This window comes from Paraburkholderia sp. EG286A (assembly GCF_040965375.1).
Classification (GTDB): Bacteria; Pseudomonadota; Gammaproteobacteria; order Burkholderiales; family Burkholderiaceae; genus Paraburkholderia.
The window spans coordinates 1,339,101-1,356,550 of sequence record NZ_JBFRCB010000001.1; the positions used below are offsets into that span (position 1 = coordinate 1,339,101).

The following is a 17,450-nucleotide window of genomic DNA, read 5'->3' on the forward strand; positions in this document are numbered from 1 at the left end:
GGGGCAACGCCTGCATACCGCCGCGAAAACAAGCATGCCCAGTCGGTGTCAGAAAAAAAACAAAAAAAACACACCTACGTTTCGCCGCCCTCAGGCAACAACCCAAGCGCCGCCCCCAACGCCCTGCCCCTCTCCCCGGCCATCAGTTCAGCGAGCAACTCGGGCAACGGCTTCCCACCCCAGTCAAGCGCCCGCTTAAGCATATATGGCACAGGACTATGCGGCTCATAGCGCATGAGGTACTCGGCAACAATAGCGAGCAACCGATACGCCTCATCACGCGACTGCGGCGCATCGAGCCTCCTCGGCCCAGCCGGCTCCAGCACCGCACCAGCCGCAGCCACCTGACCCGCTGCAGGCTCGACCACCGCCGGCTCCTGAATCGTTGCGACTTCAACCATCGGTACGTCCTCCCACTCGGGATGCGTCGTGAGCCAGTCACGCAGCACACTCTCCATGCGCTCCAACGTCTCCAGCAGCGCTCCGAACGACGGCGCCTCCGCGCCGAGCCGCTGTGTGCACCACGCATCGAGTTTCGCGATGGGCGCGCGAGCGGCACGCAGCGCCTGCAACTGATCGCGCAACGCGGCAGGCTCCGCCGCATGCGCGGCCTGAGCCAACGCCTGCACCACGCGTGCGGCCTCCTCGCGCTTCGCGGCCGGCACATCCTTGCGGTCCTTCACCGCAACCGCCTCGCGCTGCGCCCCCTGCCAGCGCGCAAGCGTCAGCGCTGATCCGTCAGGCCCCGCGCACAACGCGATCCGCCCGCCAAGCAAGGTAGGAAACTGCTGGGCCATCCACGCGAGCGGCGCAGCCCGAAAGCCCAGGTCGCCGTCGCGCGGCAACGGATGAATGTCGTCCCAATAGCGCGCACACAATTCGCTCAGCAGGGCGAAGCAATCCGGCAAGGCAACACATCCGTATCGATGCAGCCAGCTCTCGCCGAGCCATGCGGCGAGCGTCAAGTCCTTGCTACGGCGCGCGAGGAGGTCCTCACAGCCCGCTTCGACAGCGGCCCAGTCGGCGACCTTGAGCGTGGTTTGCCAGATGCCCGCGGGCAACGCCGGATCGTCCTCGCGTCGCGCCGCCTTGATCGCGTCGAAGGCGGCGTCGTGCAGCAGCGAGACGCCGGCCGGCGCACCGCCCGGTATCGGTTGAACGAGTGCTTCGATGTCGAATGCCGGGTTCATCCGCGCCCCGCCTGGGTGCTCGACGGATACGGTCCATAGGTGACCGCAGGCGTGCCGTACGCGCTGTAGCCCGGCGCCGCGTATGGCAGGTCGGGCCACGCGAGCGCCGTTTTCGACGCGCCCGTCATGCCCACCCGCATGAACATGCGCGCCGTCTGCGTGCCGCCGTTGCGGTCGCGCACCGGCACGCTCAGCACCATGCGCGCGTTGCCCGCCCCCGTGCCGGTATCCACGCCGTCGTCCGGCACCGCGTGCAGGCGCACGAGGCGCAATAGCGACCACGTGTCGTTTGCCGCCCATGTGGCCGCTTCGCCGTCGACCGAGAGCGTCGGCTGCGACGCGTCCTGCATGGGCCGCCACGGGCCGTCCTTCGCCCAGCGCAGGCTCAGCGCGGCAGGCTGGCCCGGCGCCCAGCGCAGCGGCGTGCCCGCCGTGGCGGGCCAGGCGAGCGTCTGGCTGCCGCTCGCCAGCGACCACTGGATCACCTGGTCCGCACCGGCTTCGTCGGAGCGATCGATGCGCCAATCCACCGCCACGTCCACGCCCACGAGCGCGCCGTCCGCGCCGCGCGCCACCAGCGCGTCGAGCCACGGCTTCGCGCGCGCGAGCTTCGCCAGAAACTGCTGCGCGCCCGCTTGCGAGCCGCCGCTCGCCGCCGCGGCGCTCATGCCGCGTTGCGCGTCCGCGAGCTTCGCGTCGAGCAGCGCCACGAACGCCGCCGTCTGGCGCAGGTCGGCGGCCTGCGCGTTCGCATCCGCGGAGAACGGAAAGCGGCCGGCCAGGTAGCGCGCGAAATAGTTGCGCAGCTGTTCGTAGGCCTCGCCGCCGGTGCCGATCTGCAACCGGTAGCAGCGCTCGCGCGCCGATGAGACGAGCCGCATGCCCGCGCTCGCGACGATGTCGCCCGAGCCCGGCACGTCCACCTGCGCGAGCGAGGCGCTGCACGTGTCGAGGTCCATCTTGTCGAGCTGGTTGGAGATGATCGACGGCACCGCCACCAGCGCGCTCGCCGGGCTGCGCGCGCGGTATTGCGCGAGGTCCGCGAAGAGCGCCTTCCAGCGCGCCACGAGCCGTGCGTCGGCGGTGGAAAGCGGCGGGTTCTGTGTGCTCAGCCAGTCGAGCGCGCTCGACGCGAGCGTGGCCGTGTCCGCCACCGCACTCGACTGCGCGGCAAGGTAGGTTTGCAGCGCTTCGGGCGTGGCGGCGCCGAATGCGCGCATCGATCCGCCGGCGTTGCCGTTCCACGCCGAAAAGTCGCCGCGCAGCGGCCGAAACGGTTCCAGCGATTGCAACTGGACATCGGTCGAGCGCAGCACGTCCAGCGCGGCGTCGCTCACGCGCAGGGCAACGGCTTGCGCGAGATCCGCGCGGCCGAGCGAGTCGAACGCTTCCACGAGATCGGTCGCGTTCTTGCGCAGCATGTCGAAGGACGCGCCTTGCGTCTGCGGCGCGTAAGCGACGTTGCGCGCCCCGCCCGCCGATGTCGCCGCTGTCGCAACGGGTGCCGACAGCGCGGCCACCATGCTGTGCACGGTCGCGTTGCCAGCCGCGGCGAGCAGCGCGCCGCGCCACGCTTCGGGCGCCTGCGCGAGAAGTCCGGCGGAGTATTGCTTGTAGGCGGGCAGGATCGCCAGTGCGCGCTGCGCCGAGTCGGCATCCACACCGCGAATTTCGGCCGTCGCATTGCCTTCGCCCGCGACGAACGACTGGCCGAGCAGCGTGCGCAACGCGTCGCGCAGCGGCAGCAGGTCCGGTGCCAGTTGCAGCCCTGTGGTGGGATTGGAGGCCAGCACGCCAGGCAGGTTGCCGCTCGCGAGCCAGCGCGCTGCGAACGCGCTTTGTTCGCTCTGTTCGTGATCCAGCACGCTCGCCACCGGCGTCGCGCCGATCAGGCGCAGCCCCTTCGCGGTGTCGAAGGTCGCCGTGAGTCCCGGCACGAGTTCCTGGCCGTGCGTGCCCGCCCAGCCGTGGTCCGCGGTGTCGACCTGGGTTGCGAGCGTGTCGATGCGCGTGGCCAGTTCGGAGAGCGAGGCGGTGGTCGGCACGGCACCGGGTGCCTTGAGATCGGCGAGCATGGCCTGGATTTGCGCGGCGTTCGTCGTGAGCGAGGAGTCCTGATAAATGGCGTCGAACCAGCGATCGAAGGTTTCCTCGAAGCACACGCTCGCCCGCGCGTGCGCGGCGCGCGCCTCGGTGCCGTCGAACGACAGTTCGCCGCCTTCCACCGCGGTCGCGCGCACGGCGTCGTCCAGCCCCGCACGGTCGGCCACGTGATCGGGCGAAAAGCTCACGCCCACCGCGCCGCGCATGAGTTGCGCAAGCATGACGGTGTTGCCCGAATCGCGTTCCACCAGCTCGTTGTAGTTCGTGATCAGCCGCTCGGTCTGCGCCGCGTTGGTGACGAGCCGTGTGCCCTGGGTGTACTCGGGCAGGTCCTGGGGACGCCGCGCGGCGGCCGCGAGGCTCGCGTTGTCGCCCGACCCGGTGGCGCCGTCGCAGTTCAGCTCGGCGAGACGGCTGACGAGCCGCGCGCGCAGCGGTGTGAACACGAGCCCGCTCAACACGTGGTATTGCGCGTCGTCGAGCCGGCGGCGCAGGCCGAAATACGAGAGCGGCATAAACGGCGTGGCGAGTTGCCAGCGCGGCACCTTGACGAAGGCGTTCGCGGCGCTGCCCAGCGCGTTCGCCGCCGCCGTTTCGCTGCTGCTCGCGCCCGCTTCGTGCCAGGCGACGCTGGCAAGCGCGAGCGCATCGTAGCTGCTCGCGAGCGCCCGTGCATCGCTGCGCACGTGCCAGGTCGTCACGCCGAGGCCCACGCACCAGCACACGCCCAGCGCGATCGCCGCGAACGTGGCGATGCGGTAGCGCCGCATGCGCAGCGCGAGCACGCGCGGAATGGCGAGTGCGAGTCCCTGCCCCGGCATCAGCAGGTCGTGCCAGAGACGCGACGCGAAGGCCGGCGCGGCGCGCGCCTCGCTGCGCGCCGCGTTCGTGATGGCGGGCTCCTCGCGCTCCTGCGCTTGCGGCATCGCTCCGACGCACCAGATGCCGCGCATGAGCGGCGCGGTGCCGTCGGCGGCGCCGCGCAAGGTGGGCTCGATGTGCTCGCGCAACGGCTCGCGCAGGGTGTCGAGGCGTTGCGGCAGCAGGAACACGTCGCCGTCCAGCGCGCCGTCGAGCGTGCCCATTTCGGTGACCGTCGCCGCGAGCGCGCGGCTCATGTCGGCGAAGGCTTCGTCCACCCACGCGGGTTCGAAGGCGCGCCGCGGCGCATACGGCGAAGCCCAGCCCAGCGGCGTCTCGATGCGCTCACGGCGCAGACGGGCCGCGAGCGCATCGAAGCCCGGCAGCGCGTCGCAGCCCGTCACCACCACGTAGAGCGGCAGCATCTGGCCCAGTTGACGCTGCAGCGCGAGCACCGTGCGCGAGGCTTCGAGCGCTGCGTCGGTGTCCGCGCGCGCGGTTCCGTTTTCGTCGACGAGCGTATCGAGCGCGATCACCCACACGAGCGCGTCGAGCGGGCGGCCCGGCCGGTTGCGCAGCAAACCGCGCAGCAAACGCCCGCCGGTCGAGCCGCGCCGGCGCTCGGCGGCCGCGCGCGCGCCGAGCGAGTCGCCGGGCTCCGCGATCAGGATGCCTTCGGCGTCGTGCCAGAGCCTGCCGAACCACGCCGGCTCGCCAACGGGCGAGAGACGCCAGCTGAGCGCCAGCGCGTCGAGCGCCGCGGGTGCGCCCGTGGCCAGCACGCGCGGCACCGAGTACGGATCGCGCACGCCCATCGCGTTGTGCGCCGTGCGCATCATGGCGGAGAAGTTGCGCAGCGGCCGGCGTTCGTCGCGCCCGCGCAGCCAGCGCACGACGAGTACGGCCGCGAGCCCCACGATCAACAGCGCGATGAGGACGATCAGGACGACTACCAGTGTGGTCGTCATGGCCGTGCTCCGCGTGGCTTGTCGTCAGGGCTGTCTTCGCTGTCTTCGCCGGCGTTCTGCGCGCTCACCGTGACGATGCGCCGTGCCGCGAGTGCGAGCGTGGCGGGCGGCGCGGTGGCGACCGTCGGCCCCGCGGGGATGTCCTGAGTCCGCGGCATCGCCTGCACATCGGCGGGCGGAGGCGCTGGCCGCAGTCTGCGCACCGTCCGTGCGCGCGGCAGCACCATGCCCGTGGTGCTCGTATGGCTCGCCTGCGCCGGACGCCCTTGCGCCATCGATACCGTTTCGAACTGTTCGAGCGACGGCCGCACGGGCGCCGTCGCGTAGAGCCACAGAAGTTGCGAGATGCCGAGCAGCACCGCGAATCCGCCGCCCACGAACAGCGCGAGGCGTGCGCGGTCTGGAAACATCTGCGTGAGCGGACGGGTTTCGCGCGGCGCCAGCGCGGCGCGTTCGAGCGGCGCGCCAAGGCGGTCGGGCTCGGGGTCGCGCTGCATGGCGAAGGCAAACAGCGCGTGGCGCAACTGGTCGTGGCGCAAGGCGCCTGCCTCGCCGCGCAGGCGGCCTCGAAAACCGAGCGTGAGGCAGGCGAGATAGACATTGGCGAGATCGCGCTGCGCCGGATCGCGTTGCGCGAGCAAGGTTTCGATGGCGGCCGGAATGCGCTCGCCCGCCGCGCGCGTACCGAAAATGCGCGCTTCGAGCGGATACGTTTCCCAAGCGCTCGCGCCATTCCAGGCCGAGAACAGCAGCAGTTCGTCGAGCAGCGCGACATAGGCGTACTGCGCGGCGGCGATGTCCGCTTCGCCGGCCGCGCCGGTCCAGGCCATCGCGTCGCGCGCGAGCTTGCGTGTGGCGGACTGCAGTTGCGTGGCGAGCGCGTCCGCATCGCGCTGGGGATCGGCGGACGTCTCTGTGCTCGCGGCGTTGGCGGCGCTGGCTGCAGTCGCCGCCAGTGCGACCGCGCGCAGGCGCGCGTTCTCCGCGAACGCGAACGCCACGACGAACGCGCGCATGAGCGGCAGGCGCTCGTCATTCGGGTCGCTGGGATCAAGCATGATCGGCTCCCGGTTGGCGTGCGTCGTCGGCGGCATCGCCCGTGGGCGTGAAGAGTTGCACGGCCCACGGCGCGCGGCCCGGCACGGTCGTGCGGACTTCGACGCACAACGGCTGCGCGCGGTCGAACCACGCATCCTCCACGGCCACCGCGAAGAGCGTCGTGTCGTCGCCCGTCGCATAGGCCGCGCGCTCCTCGCGCGCGAGCCGCCGGCGCGCGAGGCCGCGCATGCGCTGGCGCGCGAGCGTGGGCACGTAGGGCCGCGACGCGACGACGGCATGATCGAGCCACACGCTCGCGTCGTGCTCGCCCGCGTCGGGCGGCATGCGCAAGCCGATCACGAGTTCGCGCGCCACGTTGCCGCCGCTCTCGAACGGCGGCGCGATCCAGAAGCTGCCGCCCTCCTCGGTGAACGCGCGCACGCGATACCCCTGGCGAATCGTCGCGAGCGCTTCGTCCGCCCACGCGAGCAGCGGATCGAACGACGCGAGCAGCGCCATGTAATCGAACGTCGCGAAGGCGGGCACGCCGCGCGCGGGACGCAGCGCCGCGAGCGCGCCCGTCATGCCCGCAACGGCGCGATACAGTTCGGCGGGATGCGCGATGCCGGTGACGAGCGTCGCTTCCACTTCGGGCAGGCGGCTCCAGAGCGCGCAAAGCTGGCGCTCGATCTGGGCCGAATCGTCGCGCTCTTCCGCGCGTTGCGCCGCCTGCAGACGCCCCGCCAGGAACACGCATTTTTCGCGCACGCGCAGCAGCAGCTGCATCACACGTTGGCCGAGCACCGAGTCGGCGCGCACGAACGGACAAGGCGGCGCATAGTCCGCAATCGCCACGCCGCCGCCCTGCTGCCGCACGCGCATGAGCGGCAAGCGGTCGAATTCGTGACGGCCGAGGTCCGTCATGAGATGCAGGCGCGGCGTCCATGTCGTGATCGAAGCCGGCTCGCCGCCCGAGACGAGATCGGGAACGTCGGGACTCTCGCGCTGGGTGTAGCGCCCGGCCTGCGGATCGAGCTGCCCGCCGCGATACAGCGGCGGCACCGCGAGATAGATCGTGACCTCCTCGTCCGGCGCGCTGAACGCGTGGCTCACGTCGATCTCCAGCACGGGATCGTGCGGCGTGTGGCGGATCGCGAGGCCGTCGGCCAGGATCGCCTCCAGCGCGCTGATGCGCACGAGCCCCTGGGCGAGCCCCGCGGCGTCGTGCTCCAGCGAGAGCACGCCCCAATAGTGCGCGCGCGCGGCGCCGGCGAGCAACGCGGCATGCCCCGCCGCGTGCAGCGCCTGGGTCTGGAAATGCTGCGGCAGCAAGGGCATGCCGTCGAACCAGCAGACCGGATCGGGAAACGAAGTTCGCATGATGTGTTTGCTTTCTATTGCTAAACGTTTCGTCGCTCAGTGTTGCCGCGCCGCTGCGTGACACCGTCGTGTGACACCGTGGCGTCACACGGTCTCGTTGCTCAATGCGCCGCCTGCACGCTCAGATCCTGGTCGCCGAGCAGCAGCAGCGCGTGAGCGGGCCCCGTGTCGAGCCTCACGCGGTGCGCGCCCGGTGTCTGGTAGTCGGCAAACACCACTACGCCTGCGCCCCGCTTGCCGCCAAACGGAAACGGCGCCGCCGCGATCTGCTGGCCCGGCACGACTTCGAACGACACGATCGTGATGTCCTCGGGATGATCGCGGCGCCATTGATCGCGCTGCGCGAACCACTTTGCCGAAGGCAGGCCGAGCAATGCGTCGAGCAGTTGCTGATTGCGCACGAGCACGGCGTCCACGGCAATGGGCGTGTCCTGATTCGCTTGAGTGGAAACGGCAATGGCCAGGGTATCTACCTGTACCTTGGGCAGCGACGAACACGCCGCGAGCCCCTGCGCGAGCGCGAACGCCAGCGCGGCGGCACGCCAGCCGTACGGCTTCGCGGCGCGCGACGCGCCGGCGAATAACGTGGTGATCACTGCGCCATCCCCATTGTGTGCGTCGCCTCTTGTCCGCGATGCCTCCTGCCCGCGCGCAGGAGAGTCCATGCTAGTTCGTATTTCTAATCAAGACGCATGTTCTGCTGCGCAAGCTGTTTCGCGCGTAGTCTACAAGCGCCCCACACGACATTGCAATAACGATTTTTTAATCGATCAATTCAAAAACAATGCGTAAATAAACTTGAAAGGAAATGAGTCTATGCGCCGTAAATATACTTTGAAATTCCCCGTTTACTGTCCTAAAGTCGTGACCGTCTATCTTCACGACGTGCGCGACGAAGGACAAGGTGAAGCCGCACGCAGCGCGAACGCTTGACGCCGTGAATGCTCTCGTCTGACGAATCCGGGGCATGCTTTAGCTGTGTTTTTCTGAAGGACCGGGAATGCACCTGGCAATCGTTTAATTACGTTTTGCGGGGCATTGTCGTCTTAAAGAAAATGCATCATGAAAAGGGCAGATTGACGACAAACGCGCATCTCTCCCGTTACACAATGCAATAGAAGAACGACCGCCACCGAGGTGACCATGGCCGACAGTACCCAGCACTGGTTCGAACGGAACCGACCGCCGCGTGTCCAGATCACGTACGACGTCGAAACGGGCAATGCCATCGAAAAGCGCGAGTTGCCGCTCGTCGTGGGCATTCTTGCCGACCTGTCCGGCAAGCCTGTCGAGCCGTTGCCGAAAATGACGGAGCGCCGCTTCGTCGACATCGACCGCGACAATTTCAACGACGTGATGAAGTCGATCGGGCCGCGCGCGACGCTGCAGGTCGACAACACGCTCGCCGCCGACGGCAGCAAGATCAACGTCGAGCTGAAGTTCGAGCACATCGACGACTTCGATCCTGTGAGCATCGTCCAGCAGATCGGCCCGCTCAAACAGCTCTACGACGCGCGGCTGCGCCTGCGCGACCTCCTCACCAAGCTCGACGGCAACGACGAACTGGACAAGCTGCTCCAGGAAGTGGTGCATGACCCGAAGGGGCTGAGCGAAATCCGTTCGGCGCACCCGCAGGACACGCCGACAGCGCAGCTGCCGCCGCCCGCGGGCGACGCCGCTGCACCCGCCAGCCCTTCCAGTGACACGCCGGCCAGCTAAGCCCAACGCGAGGAGACGATCATGTCCGACATTCAGGCCGCCGCGACCGCGCAGGCGGGTACGGTCACGCTGCTCGACCGCATCGTGCACGAAGGACGCATGGCGCAATACGAGGAGCAGCAGCAGCACGCGCGCGAGCTGCTCGCCGAGTTCGCGCTGCAGGTGCTCGACAAGAACATGACCATCAGCCGCGACACCGTGGCGATGATCAACGATCACATCCGCAAGATCGACGAGCTGATCAGCGAGCAGCTCAACGAGGTGCTGCATCACCCCGACATGCAGGCGCTGGAGTCGTCGTGGCGCGGGCTGCACTTTCTCGTGAAGGGCTCCGAAACGGGCACGCGCCTGAAACTGCGCCTCCTGAACGCTTCGAAGAAAGACCTGCAAAACGATCTCGAGAAGGCCATCGACGTCGACACGAGCGCGCTCTTCAAGAAGATCTACGAGGAGGAATACGGCACGTTCGGCGGTTTTCCGTTCAGCGTGCTGGTAGGCGACTACTACTTCACGCGCCAGACGCCCGACGTGAGCCTGCTCGAGAAGCTCGCCTCGGTGGCCGCCGCCGCGCACGCGCCGTTCATTTCGGCGGCGCACCCGCAGCTGTTCGACATGTCGAGCTTCACGGAGCTGGGCGTGCCGCGCGATCTCTCCAAGGTCTTCGAGACCATCGACATGGCCCGCTGGCGCGAATTCCGCAAGAGCGAAGACTCGCGCTATGTCGCGCTCACGCTCCCGCACATCCTGATGCGGCGTCCTTATCATCCGGACAGCAATCCGGTAGAGGGCATGAACTTCTTCGAGGATGTGGACGGCACCGACCACTCGAAGTATCTGTGGGGCAACTCCGCCTACGCCCTGGCGCAGCGCATCACCAACGCGTTCGCACAGTACAGCTGGTGCGCCGCGATTCGCGGCGTGGAAGGCGGCGGCGCGGTCGAGCGCTTGCCGGACCATATCTTCCAGACGGCTTCGGGCGACAAGGCCATGAAGTGCCCCACGGAAGTGGCGATCACCGACCGGCGCGAAAAGGAGCTCGACTCGCTCGGCTTCATTGCGCTCGTGCACAAGAAGAACGAAGGGCTCGCAGTGTTCTTCGGCGGCCAGACGGCCTGCAAGCCGGCGCTCTACAACACGCCCGAGGCCACGGCGAACGCGCGCATTTCGGCCATGCTGCCGTATATCCTCGCGGCGTCGCGCTTTGCGCACTACATCAAGGCGATCATGCGCGACAAGGTCGGCAGCTTCATGACGCGCGATAACGTGCGCGCCTATCTCAACACGTGGATTGCCGACTACGTGCTCGTGAACGACAACGCGCCACAGGAAATCAAGGCCCAGTATCCGCTGCGCGAGGCGCGCGTGGACGTAACGGATGTGCCGGGCAAGCCCGGCGCGTATCGCGCGACGGTATTCCTGCGGCCGCACTTCCAGCTCGAGGAACTCACTGCCTCGATCCGGCTCGTGGCGACGCTGCCACCGCCGGCGGCCGCCTGATCCACCCGCGAAAGAAAGCGATTCGATGAACAAACGACGGCCAGGCGGCGCGTGAGCGCCCCTGGTCCCTGAACGCGCCTGGCGCCGCGCACGCGGCCCGCGCGGTTCTCTACTGCTTCGGGAGCAGCAAACCATGGATTCGATCATTCTCGACCTGGGCGGCGACATCAAAGGCGAGTGCACGCTGGAAGGCTATACCGACAAGATCGAGTTGATGTCGTACAGCCACAACGTGGCGATGCAGGTCACCAACGACGTCAGCAACTCGGAGCGCACCTCGGGCAAGCCCCATCTCGGCGAATTCACCGTGACGAAGTTCGTCGACGTCGCCACGCCCACGCTCAACGAATATTGCTGCTCCGGCAAGGCCATCGCGAGCGCGACCATCGTGGTGGGCCGCAACGCCGCCGAAAGCGACGGCAAGATCATGCCGTTCATCACCTATACGCTGAACAATGTCGTGCTGAGCAACGTGAGCGTGTCGGGGGGCGCGGGTGGCAAGCCCGTGGAAACGCTCTCGCTGAACTTCACGAAGATCAAGTGGGAACTCACCGCGCAGAAGGACGACGCCACCAAGGAAGGCACGGCGGCCACCACGTGGGACCTGGCTGCGAACAAGGTCGTGAAGGCGGCAGCCTAGCGCGCACCGCCTATGGCGAACGTCCGCGCCTTCATCGCCATCGCGCCCATGCCGCTCTTCGAGCGGCTGGCCGACGACGCGCCTTTCGACGCACACGAGTCCGTCGACGAGCTTGCCGCGCGCACACTGGACGCGGCCGGCTTGCGCGCGTCGGTCCGCGCCGAGTTGCTGCGCCTTCTCAACACGCGCCGCGGCACGCCACGCCTGCCGCGCGCGCTGGACGTCCTGCTTTACGGCCTGCCCGACTGGAGCGGCCAAAGCGCGGCACGCGCGGAAGACCGGGCGGTGATCGAGCGTGAGGTGGCCGAGGCGATCCGCGCCTTCGAGCCGCGCCTTCGCAACCCGCGCGTGAAAATCGAAGCGGACGCCGCCGCGCCATGGCGTCTGTGCCTGCGCATTCGGGGAACGCTGCGCGGCAGCGACGGCGTGGAGCACGTCGTCACCTACGTCGCCGGGCAGGACGGGGAAACGCAGTCCATCGGGATCGTCGATGAACGACTCGCTTGATGCGCAACTGCTCGACTACTACCAGCGCGAGCTGACTTATCTGCGCCGCGCGAGCGAAGGCTTTGCGCAGCGGTATCCGAAGATCGCCCGGCGGCTCGAACTCGGCCCTGGCGAGAGCGCCGACCCGAACGTCGAGCGCCTGATCGAAAGCTTCGCCGTGCTCACCGCCCGCATCCAGCGCACGCTCGACGACGAATACACCACGCTCACGGACGGCCTTCTCGAACAGTTCTATCCCTACGCGTCGCGGCCCGTGCCCTCCATGACGATCGTGCAGTTCGAGCCGGACTCCACGCAAGGCAGCATCGCCGCGGGGTATCGCGTGCCGCGCGACACGCCCCTCATGCACGTGGACGCGAGCGGCGCGACGATCCAATGGCGCACGTGCAGCGACGTCACGCTCTGGCCGATCACCCTCGCCGCCGCCCAGTTGCTCGACGCCGAGGAAGCCCAGGCGCTCACCGGCAACGCGTCGCTGCAGTCGGCGCTGCGGCTCACGCTGCAGGGCATCGGCCCGCACAAGCTGGGCACCCTGCCGATCGAGCGCCTGCGCGTGCGCCTCACGGGGTCGCCCGTCACCTCCGCCGCGCTCTACGACCTGCTCGGCGCACACAGCGCCGCCACCTGGCTGCAGACGCCAGACGGTACCTTGCGCGCGCAACGCGGCCTGCCCTCCCCGGTTGGCTTCGACGAGGAAGACGCGCTCCTGCCGCTCGAAGACGGCGCGCATCCGGCCTGCCGTCTGCTCGTCGAGTACTTCGCCTTTCCCGAGAAGTTCGCGTTCTTCGATCTGCCGTTCAAGCCGCCTGCCGATGCACTCGACAGCCTCGATCTCGTGATCGGCTTCACGGCGGCCCCGCGCGGGCGCTTCACGTTGCACACGCAGGATATCCAGCTCGGCTGCGCGAGCGCGCTCAATCTGTTCGCGCGCACCTCCGAACCGTTGCGGCCCGACGGCACGGCGCGCGAAATGCGCGTGAGTCCCGACGCGCACCGCGAATCGAGCACCGAGATCTACGCCGTGCGCAACGTGCGCGCCGTGGCGGGCCGCACGGTGACGGACGTGCCGCCCTGGTACGGCTCGATGCATGGCGCGGATTCGGCTGTGTACTGGTACGCGCGGCGCGTGAGCGGGCTGCATCCGTCGCGACCCGGCAGCGACGTCATGCTCACGTTCGTCGATACGCGCTTCAATCCCTCCGCGCCCGCGGCGCGCACGCTCACTGCTGATCTGCTGTGCACCAATCGTCATCTGGCCCACCGGCTCGCACCGGGCGCCGCGCTGTCGTTCGAAGTGCCTGGCCCGGTGGCGAGCGTGCGCATTGCGCATCGGCCCACGCCGCAGATCGTGGCCGCACTCGACGGCACGTCGCGCTGGCGCCTCGTGTCGCAGCTCGTGCTCAATCACACGTCGATCGTCGAAGGCCCGCAGGCGCTGCAGGCGCTGCGCGAAATGCTGATGCTCCACAATCTCGGCGCGCATGCCCCCTCGCAGCGCCAGATCGCGGGGCTCGTGGCCGTGTCGAGCGAACCCATCGTCGCGCATGTCGGCACGGACCGTTGGCGCGGCTGGCGCAATGGACTCGGCGTGCGGATCGAACTCGACGAAGCGAGCTTCGTGGGCGCGAGCACCGTGCTCTTTTCCGGCGTGCTCGCGCAATTCTTCTCGCTCTATGCGAGCGTCAACCGTTTCGTACAGACCTCGCTCGTGCGCGACGGTCGGGAGATCCGCACATGGCGGCCGACGATGGGCAGCCCGCTCGTTCTCTGACGCAGCGGCTGTTCGACGAACCGCACGCGTTCGAATTCACGCAGGCCGTGCGCCTGCTCGAGTTGTTGCAGCCGCATGCGCAGCCGCTCGGCACCGGGCTCGACCCCAGCCAGGAAGCGCTCGCGCTGAGCGGCAATCTGTCTCCCGCGTTTCCGGCGAGCGCGCTCGGGCCCTTGCGGCGCGGCCTGCCGCGCTCGCTCGCGTTTGCGCCTCAGCCTGGCGAAGAAGCATCCGCGCATGCGGGACCGCCCCAGCTCCAGGTCAACGCGTTCGCGCTGGGCGGCCCGAACGGCCCCTTGCCCGGTGCCTGGCAGGAATGGCTGCAGGACCGCCTGCGCCGCAAGGACCGCTCGGCGGCGGCGTTTCTCGACATCTTCCAGCATCGGCTGCTGGCGCTGCTCTATCGTGCGCAGCGCAAGTACCGCAGCGCCGAGCCGCTGCCCGCCACGGCGCAGCGCTCGGCCGATGTCGTGCTGCGCGCGCTCACGGGCAACGCCTCGCTGAATTCACGCACCCCGTACAACCGCGCCGCGCAGGAAGCGGCAGCGCCGCCCGAGCCGCTCGACCTGCGCGCCGTGCTGGCGCGCGCGGGCCTCTTCGCGAACCGCCGCCGCTCGCTCGCCGGTTTTGACGTCATGGTGCTCCATCATTTCCGTGTGCACGTGCGCTCGACGCCGTTCGCAGGCGGCTGGCGCACACTGCCTCCGGCGAGCCGCACGGCGATCGGCTCCGGTGGGCGCAACCGGCGGCTCGGCCAGGATGCCGTCGCGGGCACGAGGATCTGGGACGAACACCAGGGCATACGCGTGCGGCTGGGTCCGCTCAGGCGTGCGCAGTACGAAGCCTTCTTGCCCGGCGCGCCCGCTCACGAAGCACTGCAAACGCTCGCCTCCGAATGGTTCGGCGCCGAACTCAAGGTGCATCTCGAACTGCAGCTCGCCGCGGGCGAGTTGCCGCGCGCGCGCCTTTCGCGGCACGCGCCGCTGAGGCTCGGCTGGACCGCCTGGGCCGGCGCGGCTGAAACGGCACCCGCGCGCCTCACGCGCCTCGCACCCGAAGACGTTCCGGGGCGTACCGGGCCGTGACGCTCGATCTCAAGACGCTCGTTGCGCGCCTCGAGCGCGAGCCGCGCGAAGCCCTCGAACGCGCCGCGCAGCAATGCCTGCGCGAAACACATTTCGTGGTCGAAATCGAACACTGGCTGCTCGCGCTCGCCGAACCCGAGGGCGGCGATTTCGCGTGCGTGCTGCCGCACTTCGGCGTGGACCGCGCCGCGCTCAGCGCCGAGATCCGCATGGCGATCGCGCGCTTCAAGCGCGGCAACACGGGCATGCCGTCGTTCTCGCCCGACCTGCTCGTGTGGCTCCAGGACGCGCTCGTGCAATCCACCGTCGTGCTCCAGCAGCCGCGCGTGCGCGCGGCGACGCTGCTCATCGCCCTGCTCGAAAACGACGCGCTGCGCGCACGCGCCGTGCATGGGGCGCCCATGCTGCTTCGCGTGGCGAGCGCCGCGCTGCGCGCCAATTTCACCGATTGGCTCGCGCCGATCGAGGCGGGCGCATCGCTGGCGCCGCTGACTCCGGTCGCGCCCCTCGAACCGGCCACAGACGACAACGCGCCCCTTCCCGCGTTCGCGGGTGCGCTCGAGTCCGCTGCGCCAGCGCCCGCCCTGCTCGACCAATACACGCTCGACCTCACCGCCGAAGCGCGGGCCGGACGCATCGACCCGATCATCGGACGCAATGCGGAGATTCGCCAGACGCTCGACATCCTGTTGCGGCGGCGGCAGAACAATCCCTTGCTCGTGGGTGCGCCGGGCGTGGGCAAGACGGCCGTGGTCGAAGGTCTCGCGCTGCGCATCGCGGCGGGCGACGTGCCGCCGCCGCTTGCCGAGGTCTCGCTGCGCATGCTCGACCTCGCGCTACTGCAGGCGGGCGCGGGGTTGAAAGGCGAGTTCGAGCGGCGCCTGCGCGCGGTGATCGACGAAGCGCGGCACTCGCCGCGACCGGTGGTGCTCTTCATCGACGAGGCCCATACGATGATCGGCGCGGGCGGCGCGGAAGGCGGCAGCGACGCCGCGAACCTGCTCAAGCCCGCCCTTGCGCGCGGCGAACTGCGCACCATCGCGGCCACCACGTGGCTCGAATACAAGAAGTACTTCGAGCGCGACCCCGCGCTTGCGCGGCGCTTCCAGCTCGTGCAGATCGAAGCCCCAGACGAACCAACGGCCATCGCCATGCTGCGCGCGCTGGCGCAAAAATTCGAGGCGCACCACAACGTGACGATCCTCGACGCCGCCATCGTCGATGCGGTGAAACTCTCGCATCGGTACATCTCCGCGCGCCAGTTGCCCGACAAGGCGATTGCCGTGCTCGACACCGCATGCGCGCGCGTGGCGCTGGCGCAGCACGACACGCCGCCGCAACTCGAAGCGGCCAGGCACCGGCAGCGCGCGCTCGACGACGAACTGCTGCGCCTGCGCACGGAAACGGTGCTCGGCGCGAATCACACGCAGCGCCTCGCCGCGCTCGAAGCCGAACATGCGCACAACGCCACGCTCGTCGAGACGCTGGAGGCGCGCTGGCGTGACGAGGCCGCTACCGTGCGCGAGATTCTCGCGGTACGCGCGCGCCTGGCCGCTCTCGACGCGGCGCCTCGCGATGCCTTCAACGACGGCGCGCAGGAATCGCCGGATAGCGCGGACGCAAGCGAGAACGAAAACGAGAACAACGAGGCCGCCGACCCGCGCGAAGACCTCGCCGCCGAACTGGCGCGTCTCGAAAGCGGGCTCGAAGCGATTCGCGACGACGACCCCATGGTGCCGGTTTGCGTGGACTCGAAGACCATCGCCGCCGTGATCGCGAGCTGGACCGGCATTCCCGTGGGCAAGATGCTCGCGGACGAAGCCCACGCCGTGCGCACGCTCAAGGGCCGTCTCGCGCAGCGCATCGTGGGGCAAGACGCCGCGCTCGACCGCATCGCCATGCGCATCCAGGCGTGGCGCGCGGGACTCGCCGACCCGTTGCGCCCGGTAGGCGTGTTCCTGCTCGTGGGGCCGACTGGCGTGGGCAAGACCGAGACGGCCTACGCGCTCGCGGATGCGCTCTACGGCGGCGAGCGCAATCTCATCGTCATCGACCTCGCCGCGTATCAGGAAGCGCACGCTGTCTCGCAGCTGCGCGGCGCGCCGCCGGGCTATGTGGGCTATGCGAGCGGCGGCCAGCTCACCGAGGCGGTGCGCAGGCGCCCTTATAGCGTCGTGCTGCTCGACGAGATCGAAAAGGCGCATGTCGACGTGCTCGAAGCGTTCTACAACGTCTTCGACAAGGGCGTGATGGAAGACGGCACCGGGCTCGTGGTGGATTTTCGCAACACCGTGATCCTCGCCACCAGCAACGTGGGCGCCGAGCTGCTGCTCAATACGCCTGCCGCAACGCTCGCCACCGACGCCTTCGCGCGGCGGCTCCACGAAGAACTGCTGCACGCGTTTCGCCCGGCGTTTCTCGCGCGCATGACCGCCGTGCCTTATGCGGCGCTCGACGACACGGTGCTGCGCGCCATCATCGAGAAGAAGCTCGAACAACTGCGCATGCGCTATCGCGACGCCACGGGCAAGCAGTTCGCCTTCGACAGCAGGATCATCGACGCCGTGCTCGCGCGCTGCCGCGCCGCGGGCGGTGCCCGCGAGATCGACAACGTGCTCATGAACGAGCTGGTCGGCACGCTCGCCCAGTGGGCGCTCGAATGACGATGCACGGGCCCCCCACACTGCCTTC

General features: G+C 68.9%; 12 protein-coding genes. 7 read left to right on the forward strand and 5 right to left on the reverse strand.

Annotated features, from left to right (window positions below; genetic code table 11):
* Positions 1-74: 74 nt before the first annotated feature.
* The 5 genes from tssA to AB4Y35_RS05980 form a co-directional block, all read right to left on the reverse strand.
* A complete protein-coding gene (gene tssA / locus AB4Y35_RS05960) occupies positions 75-1,190 on the reverse strand; it encodes a type VI secretion system protein TssA (protein WP_368703704.1) in 1,116 nt (371 codons plus the stop codon).
* Positions 1,187-5,122: a type VI secretion system protein gene (locus AB4Y35_RS05965; protein WP_368703705.1), complete on the reverse strand. Its 3,936-nt coding sequence runs from the start codon at positions 5,120-5,122 to the stop codon at positions 1,187-1,189. The genes tssA and AB4Y35_RS05965 overlap by 4 nt, the downstream gene beginning before the upstream one ends.
* Positions 5,119-6,180 carry a DotU family type IV/VI secretion system protein gene (locus tag AB4Y35_RS05970; protein ID WP_368703706.1) on the reverse strand — a complete coding sequence of 354 codons (1,062 nt, stop codon included), beginning with the start codon at positions 6,178-6,180 and terminating at the stop codon, positions 5,119-5,121. The genes AB4Y35_RS05965 and AB4Y35_RS05970 overlap by 4 nt, the downstream gene beginning before the upstream one ends.
* Positions 6,173-7,540: a type VI secretion system baseplate subunit TssK gene (gene tssK / locus AB4Y35_RS05975; protein WP_368703707.1), complete on the reverse strand. Its 1,368-nt coding sequence runs from the start codon at positions 7,538-7,540 to the stop codon at positions 6,173-6,175. Before tssK ends, AB4Y35_RS05970 begins: the two co-directional genes overlap by 8 nt.
* Before the next feature lie 101 nt (positions 7,541-7,641).
* Entirely contained in the window at positions 7,642-8,136 is a 495-nt protein-coding gene (locus tag AB4Y35_RS05980) for a hypothetical protein (protein WP_324156351.1), read from the reverse strand.
* 547 nt (positions 8,137-8,683) lie between these two features.
* Here AB4Y35_RS05980 and tssB point away from each other — a divergent pair.
* The 7 genes from tssB (at position 8,684) to tssH (ending at position 17,422) form a co-directional block, all read left to right on the forward strand.
* Positions 8,684-9,259 (forward strand): type VI secretion system contractile sheath small subunit, encoded by a 576-nt coding sequence (tssB, locus tag AB4Y35_RS05985; RefSeq protein ID WP_342925147.1) that lies wholly within the window; start codon positions 8,684-8,686, stop codon positions 9,257-9,259.
* A 21-nt stretch (positions 9,260-9,280) separates the two neighbouring features.
* A complete protein-coding gene (gene tssC / locus AB4Y35_RS05990; RefSeq protein ID WP_069267983.1) occupies positions 9,281-10,756 on the forward strand; it encodes a type VI secretion system contractile sheath large subunit in 1,476 nt (491 codons plus the stop codon).
* Positions 10,757-10,889: 133 nt separating this feature from the next.
* The gene (locus tag AB4Y35_RS05995; protein WP_368703708.1) at positions 10,890-11,396 is read left to right on the forward strand and encodes an Hcp family type VI secretion system effector; all 507 of its coding nucleotides are present in this window, start codon (positions 10,890-10,892) and stop codon (positions 11,394-11,396) included.
* A 12-nt stretch (positions 11,397-11,408) separates the two neighbouring features.
* Complete coding sequence (tssE, locus tag AB4Y35_RS06000; protein WP_368703709.1) at positions 11,409-11,903, forward strand: type VI secretion system baseplate subunit TssE; 495 nt, start codon at positions 11,409-11,411, stop codon at positions 11,901-11,903.
* The gene (tssF, locus tag AB4Y35_RS06005; protein WP_368703710.1) at positions 11,887-13,674 is read left to right on the forward strand and encodes a type VI secretion system baseplate subunit TssF; all 1,788 of its coding nucleotides are present in this window, start codon (positions 11,887-11,889) and stop codon (positions 13,672-13,674) included. Before tssE ends, tssF begins: the two co-directional genes overlap by 17 nt.
* Complete coding sequence (tssG, locus tag AB4Y35_RS06010; protein ID WP_368703711.1) at positions 13,638-14,759, forward strand: type VI secretion system baseplate subunit TssG; 1,122 nt, start codon at positions 13,638-13,640, stop codon at positions 14,757-14,759. The genes tssF and tssG overlap by 37 nt, the downstream gene beginning before the upstream one ends.
* On the forward strand, positions 14,756-17,422 hold the full coding sequence (gene tssH, locus AB4Y35_RS06015) for a type VI secretion system ATPase TssH (protein ID WP_368703712.1): 2,667 nt from the start codon (positions 14,756-14,758) through the stop codon (positions 17,420-17,422). The genes tssG and tssH overlap by 4 nt, the downstream gene beginning before the upstream one ends.
* Positions 17,423-17,450 lie beyond the last annotated feature (28 nt).

Coding starts and splice junctions, on each gene's coding strand:
- AB4Y35_RS05995 (WP_368703708.1), top strand. CDS start 10,890: ATGGATTCGATCATTCTCGACCTGGGCGGCGACATCAAAGGCGAGTGC.
- AB4Y35_RS05965 (WP_368703705.1), bottom strand. CDS start 5,122: ATGACGACCACACTGGTAGTCGTCCTGATCGTCCTCATCGCGCTGTTG.
- AB4Y35_RS05970 (WP_368703706.1), bottom strand. CDS start 6,180: ATGCTTGATCCCAGCGACCCGAATGACGAGCGCCTGCCGCTCATGCGC.
- tssK (WP_368703707.1), bottom strand. CDS start 7,540: ATGCGAACTTCGTTTCCCGATCCGGTCTGCTGGTTCGACGGCATGCCC.
- tssE (WP_368703709.1), top strand. CDS start 11,409: ATGGCGAACGTCCGCGCCTTCATCGCCATCGCGCCCATGCCGCTCTTC.
- tssG (WP_368703711.1), top strand. CDS start 13,638: ATGGCGGCCGACGATGGGCAGCCCGCTCGTTCTCTGACGCAGCGGCTG.
- tssA (WP_368703704.1), bottom strand. CDS start 1,190: ATGAACCCGGCATTCGACATCGAAGCACTCGTTCAACCGATACCGGGC.
- tssC (WP_069267983.1), top strand. CDS start 9,281: ATGTCCGACATTCAGGCCGCCGCGACCGCGCAGGCGGGTACGGTCACG.
- tssB (WP_342925147.1), top strand. CDS start 8,684: ATGGCCGACAGTACCCAGCACTGGTTCGAACGGAACCGACCGCCGCGT.
- tssF (WP_368703710.1), top strand. CDS start 11,887: ATGAACGACTCGCTTGATGCGCAACTGCTCGACTACTACCAGCGCGAG.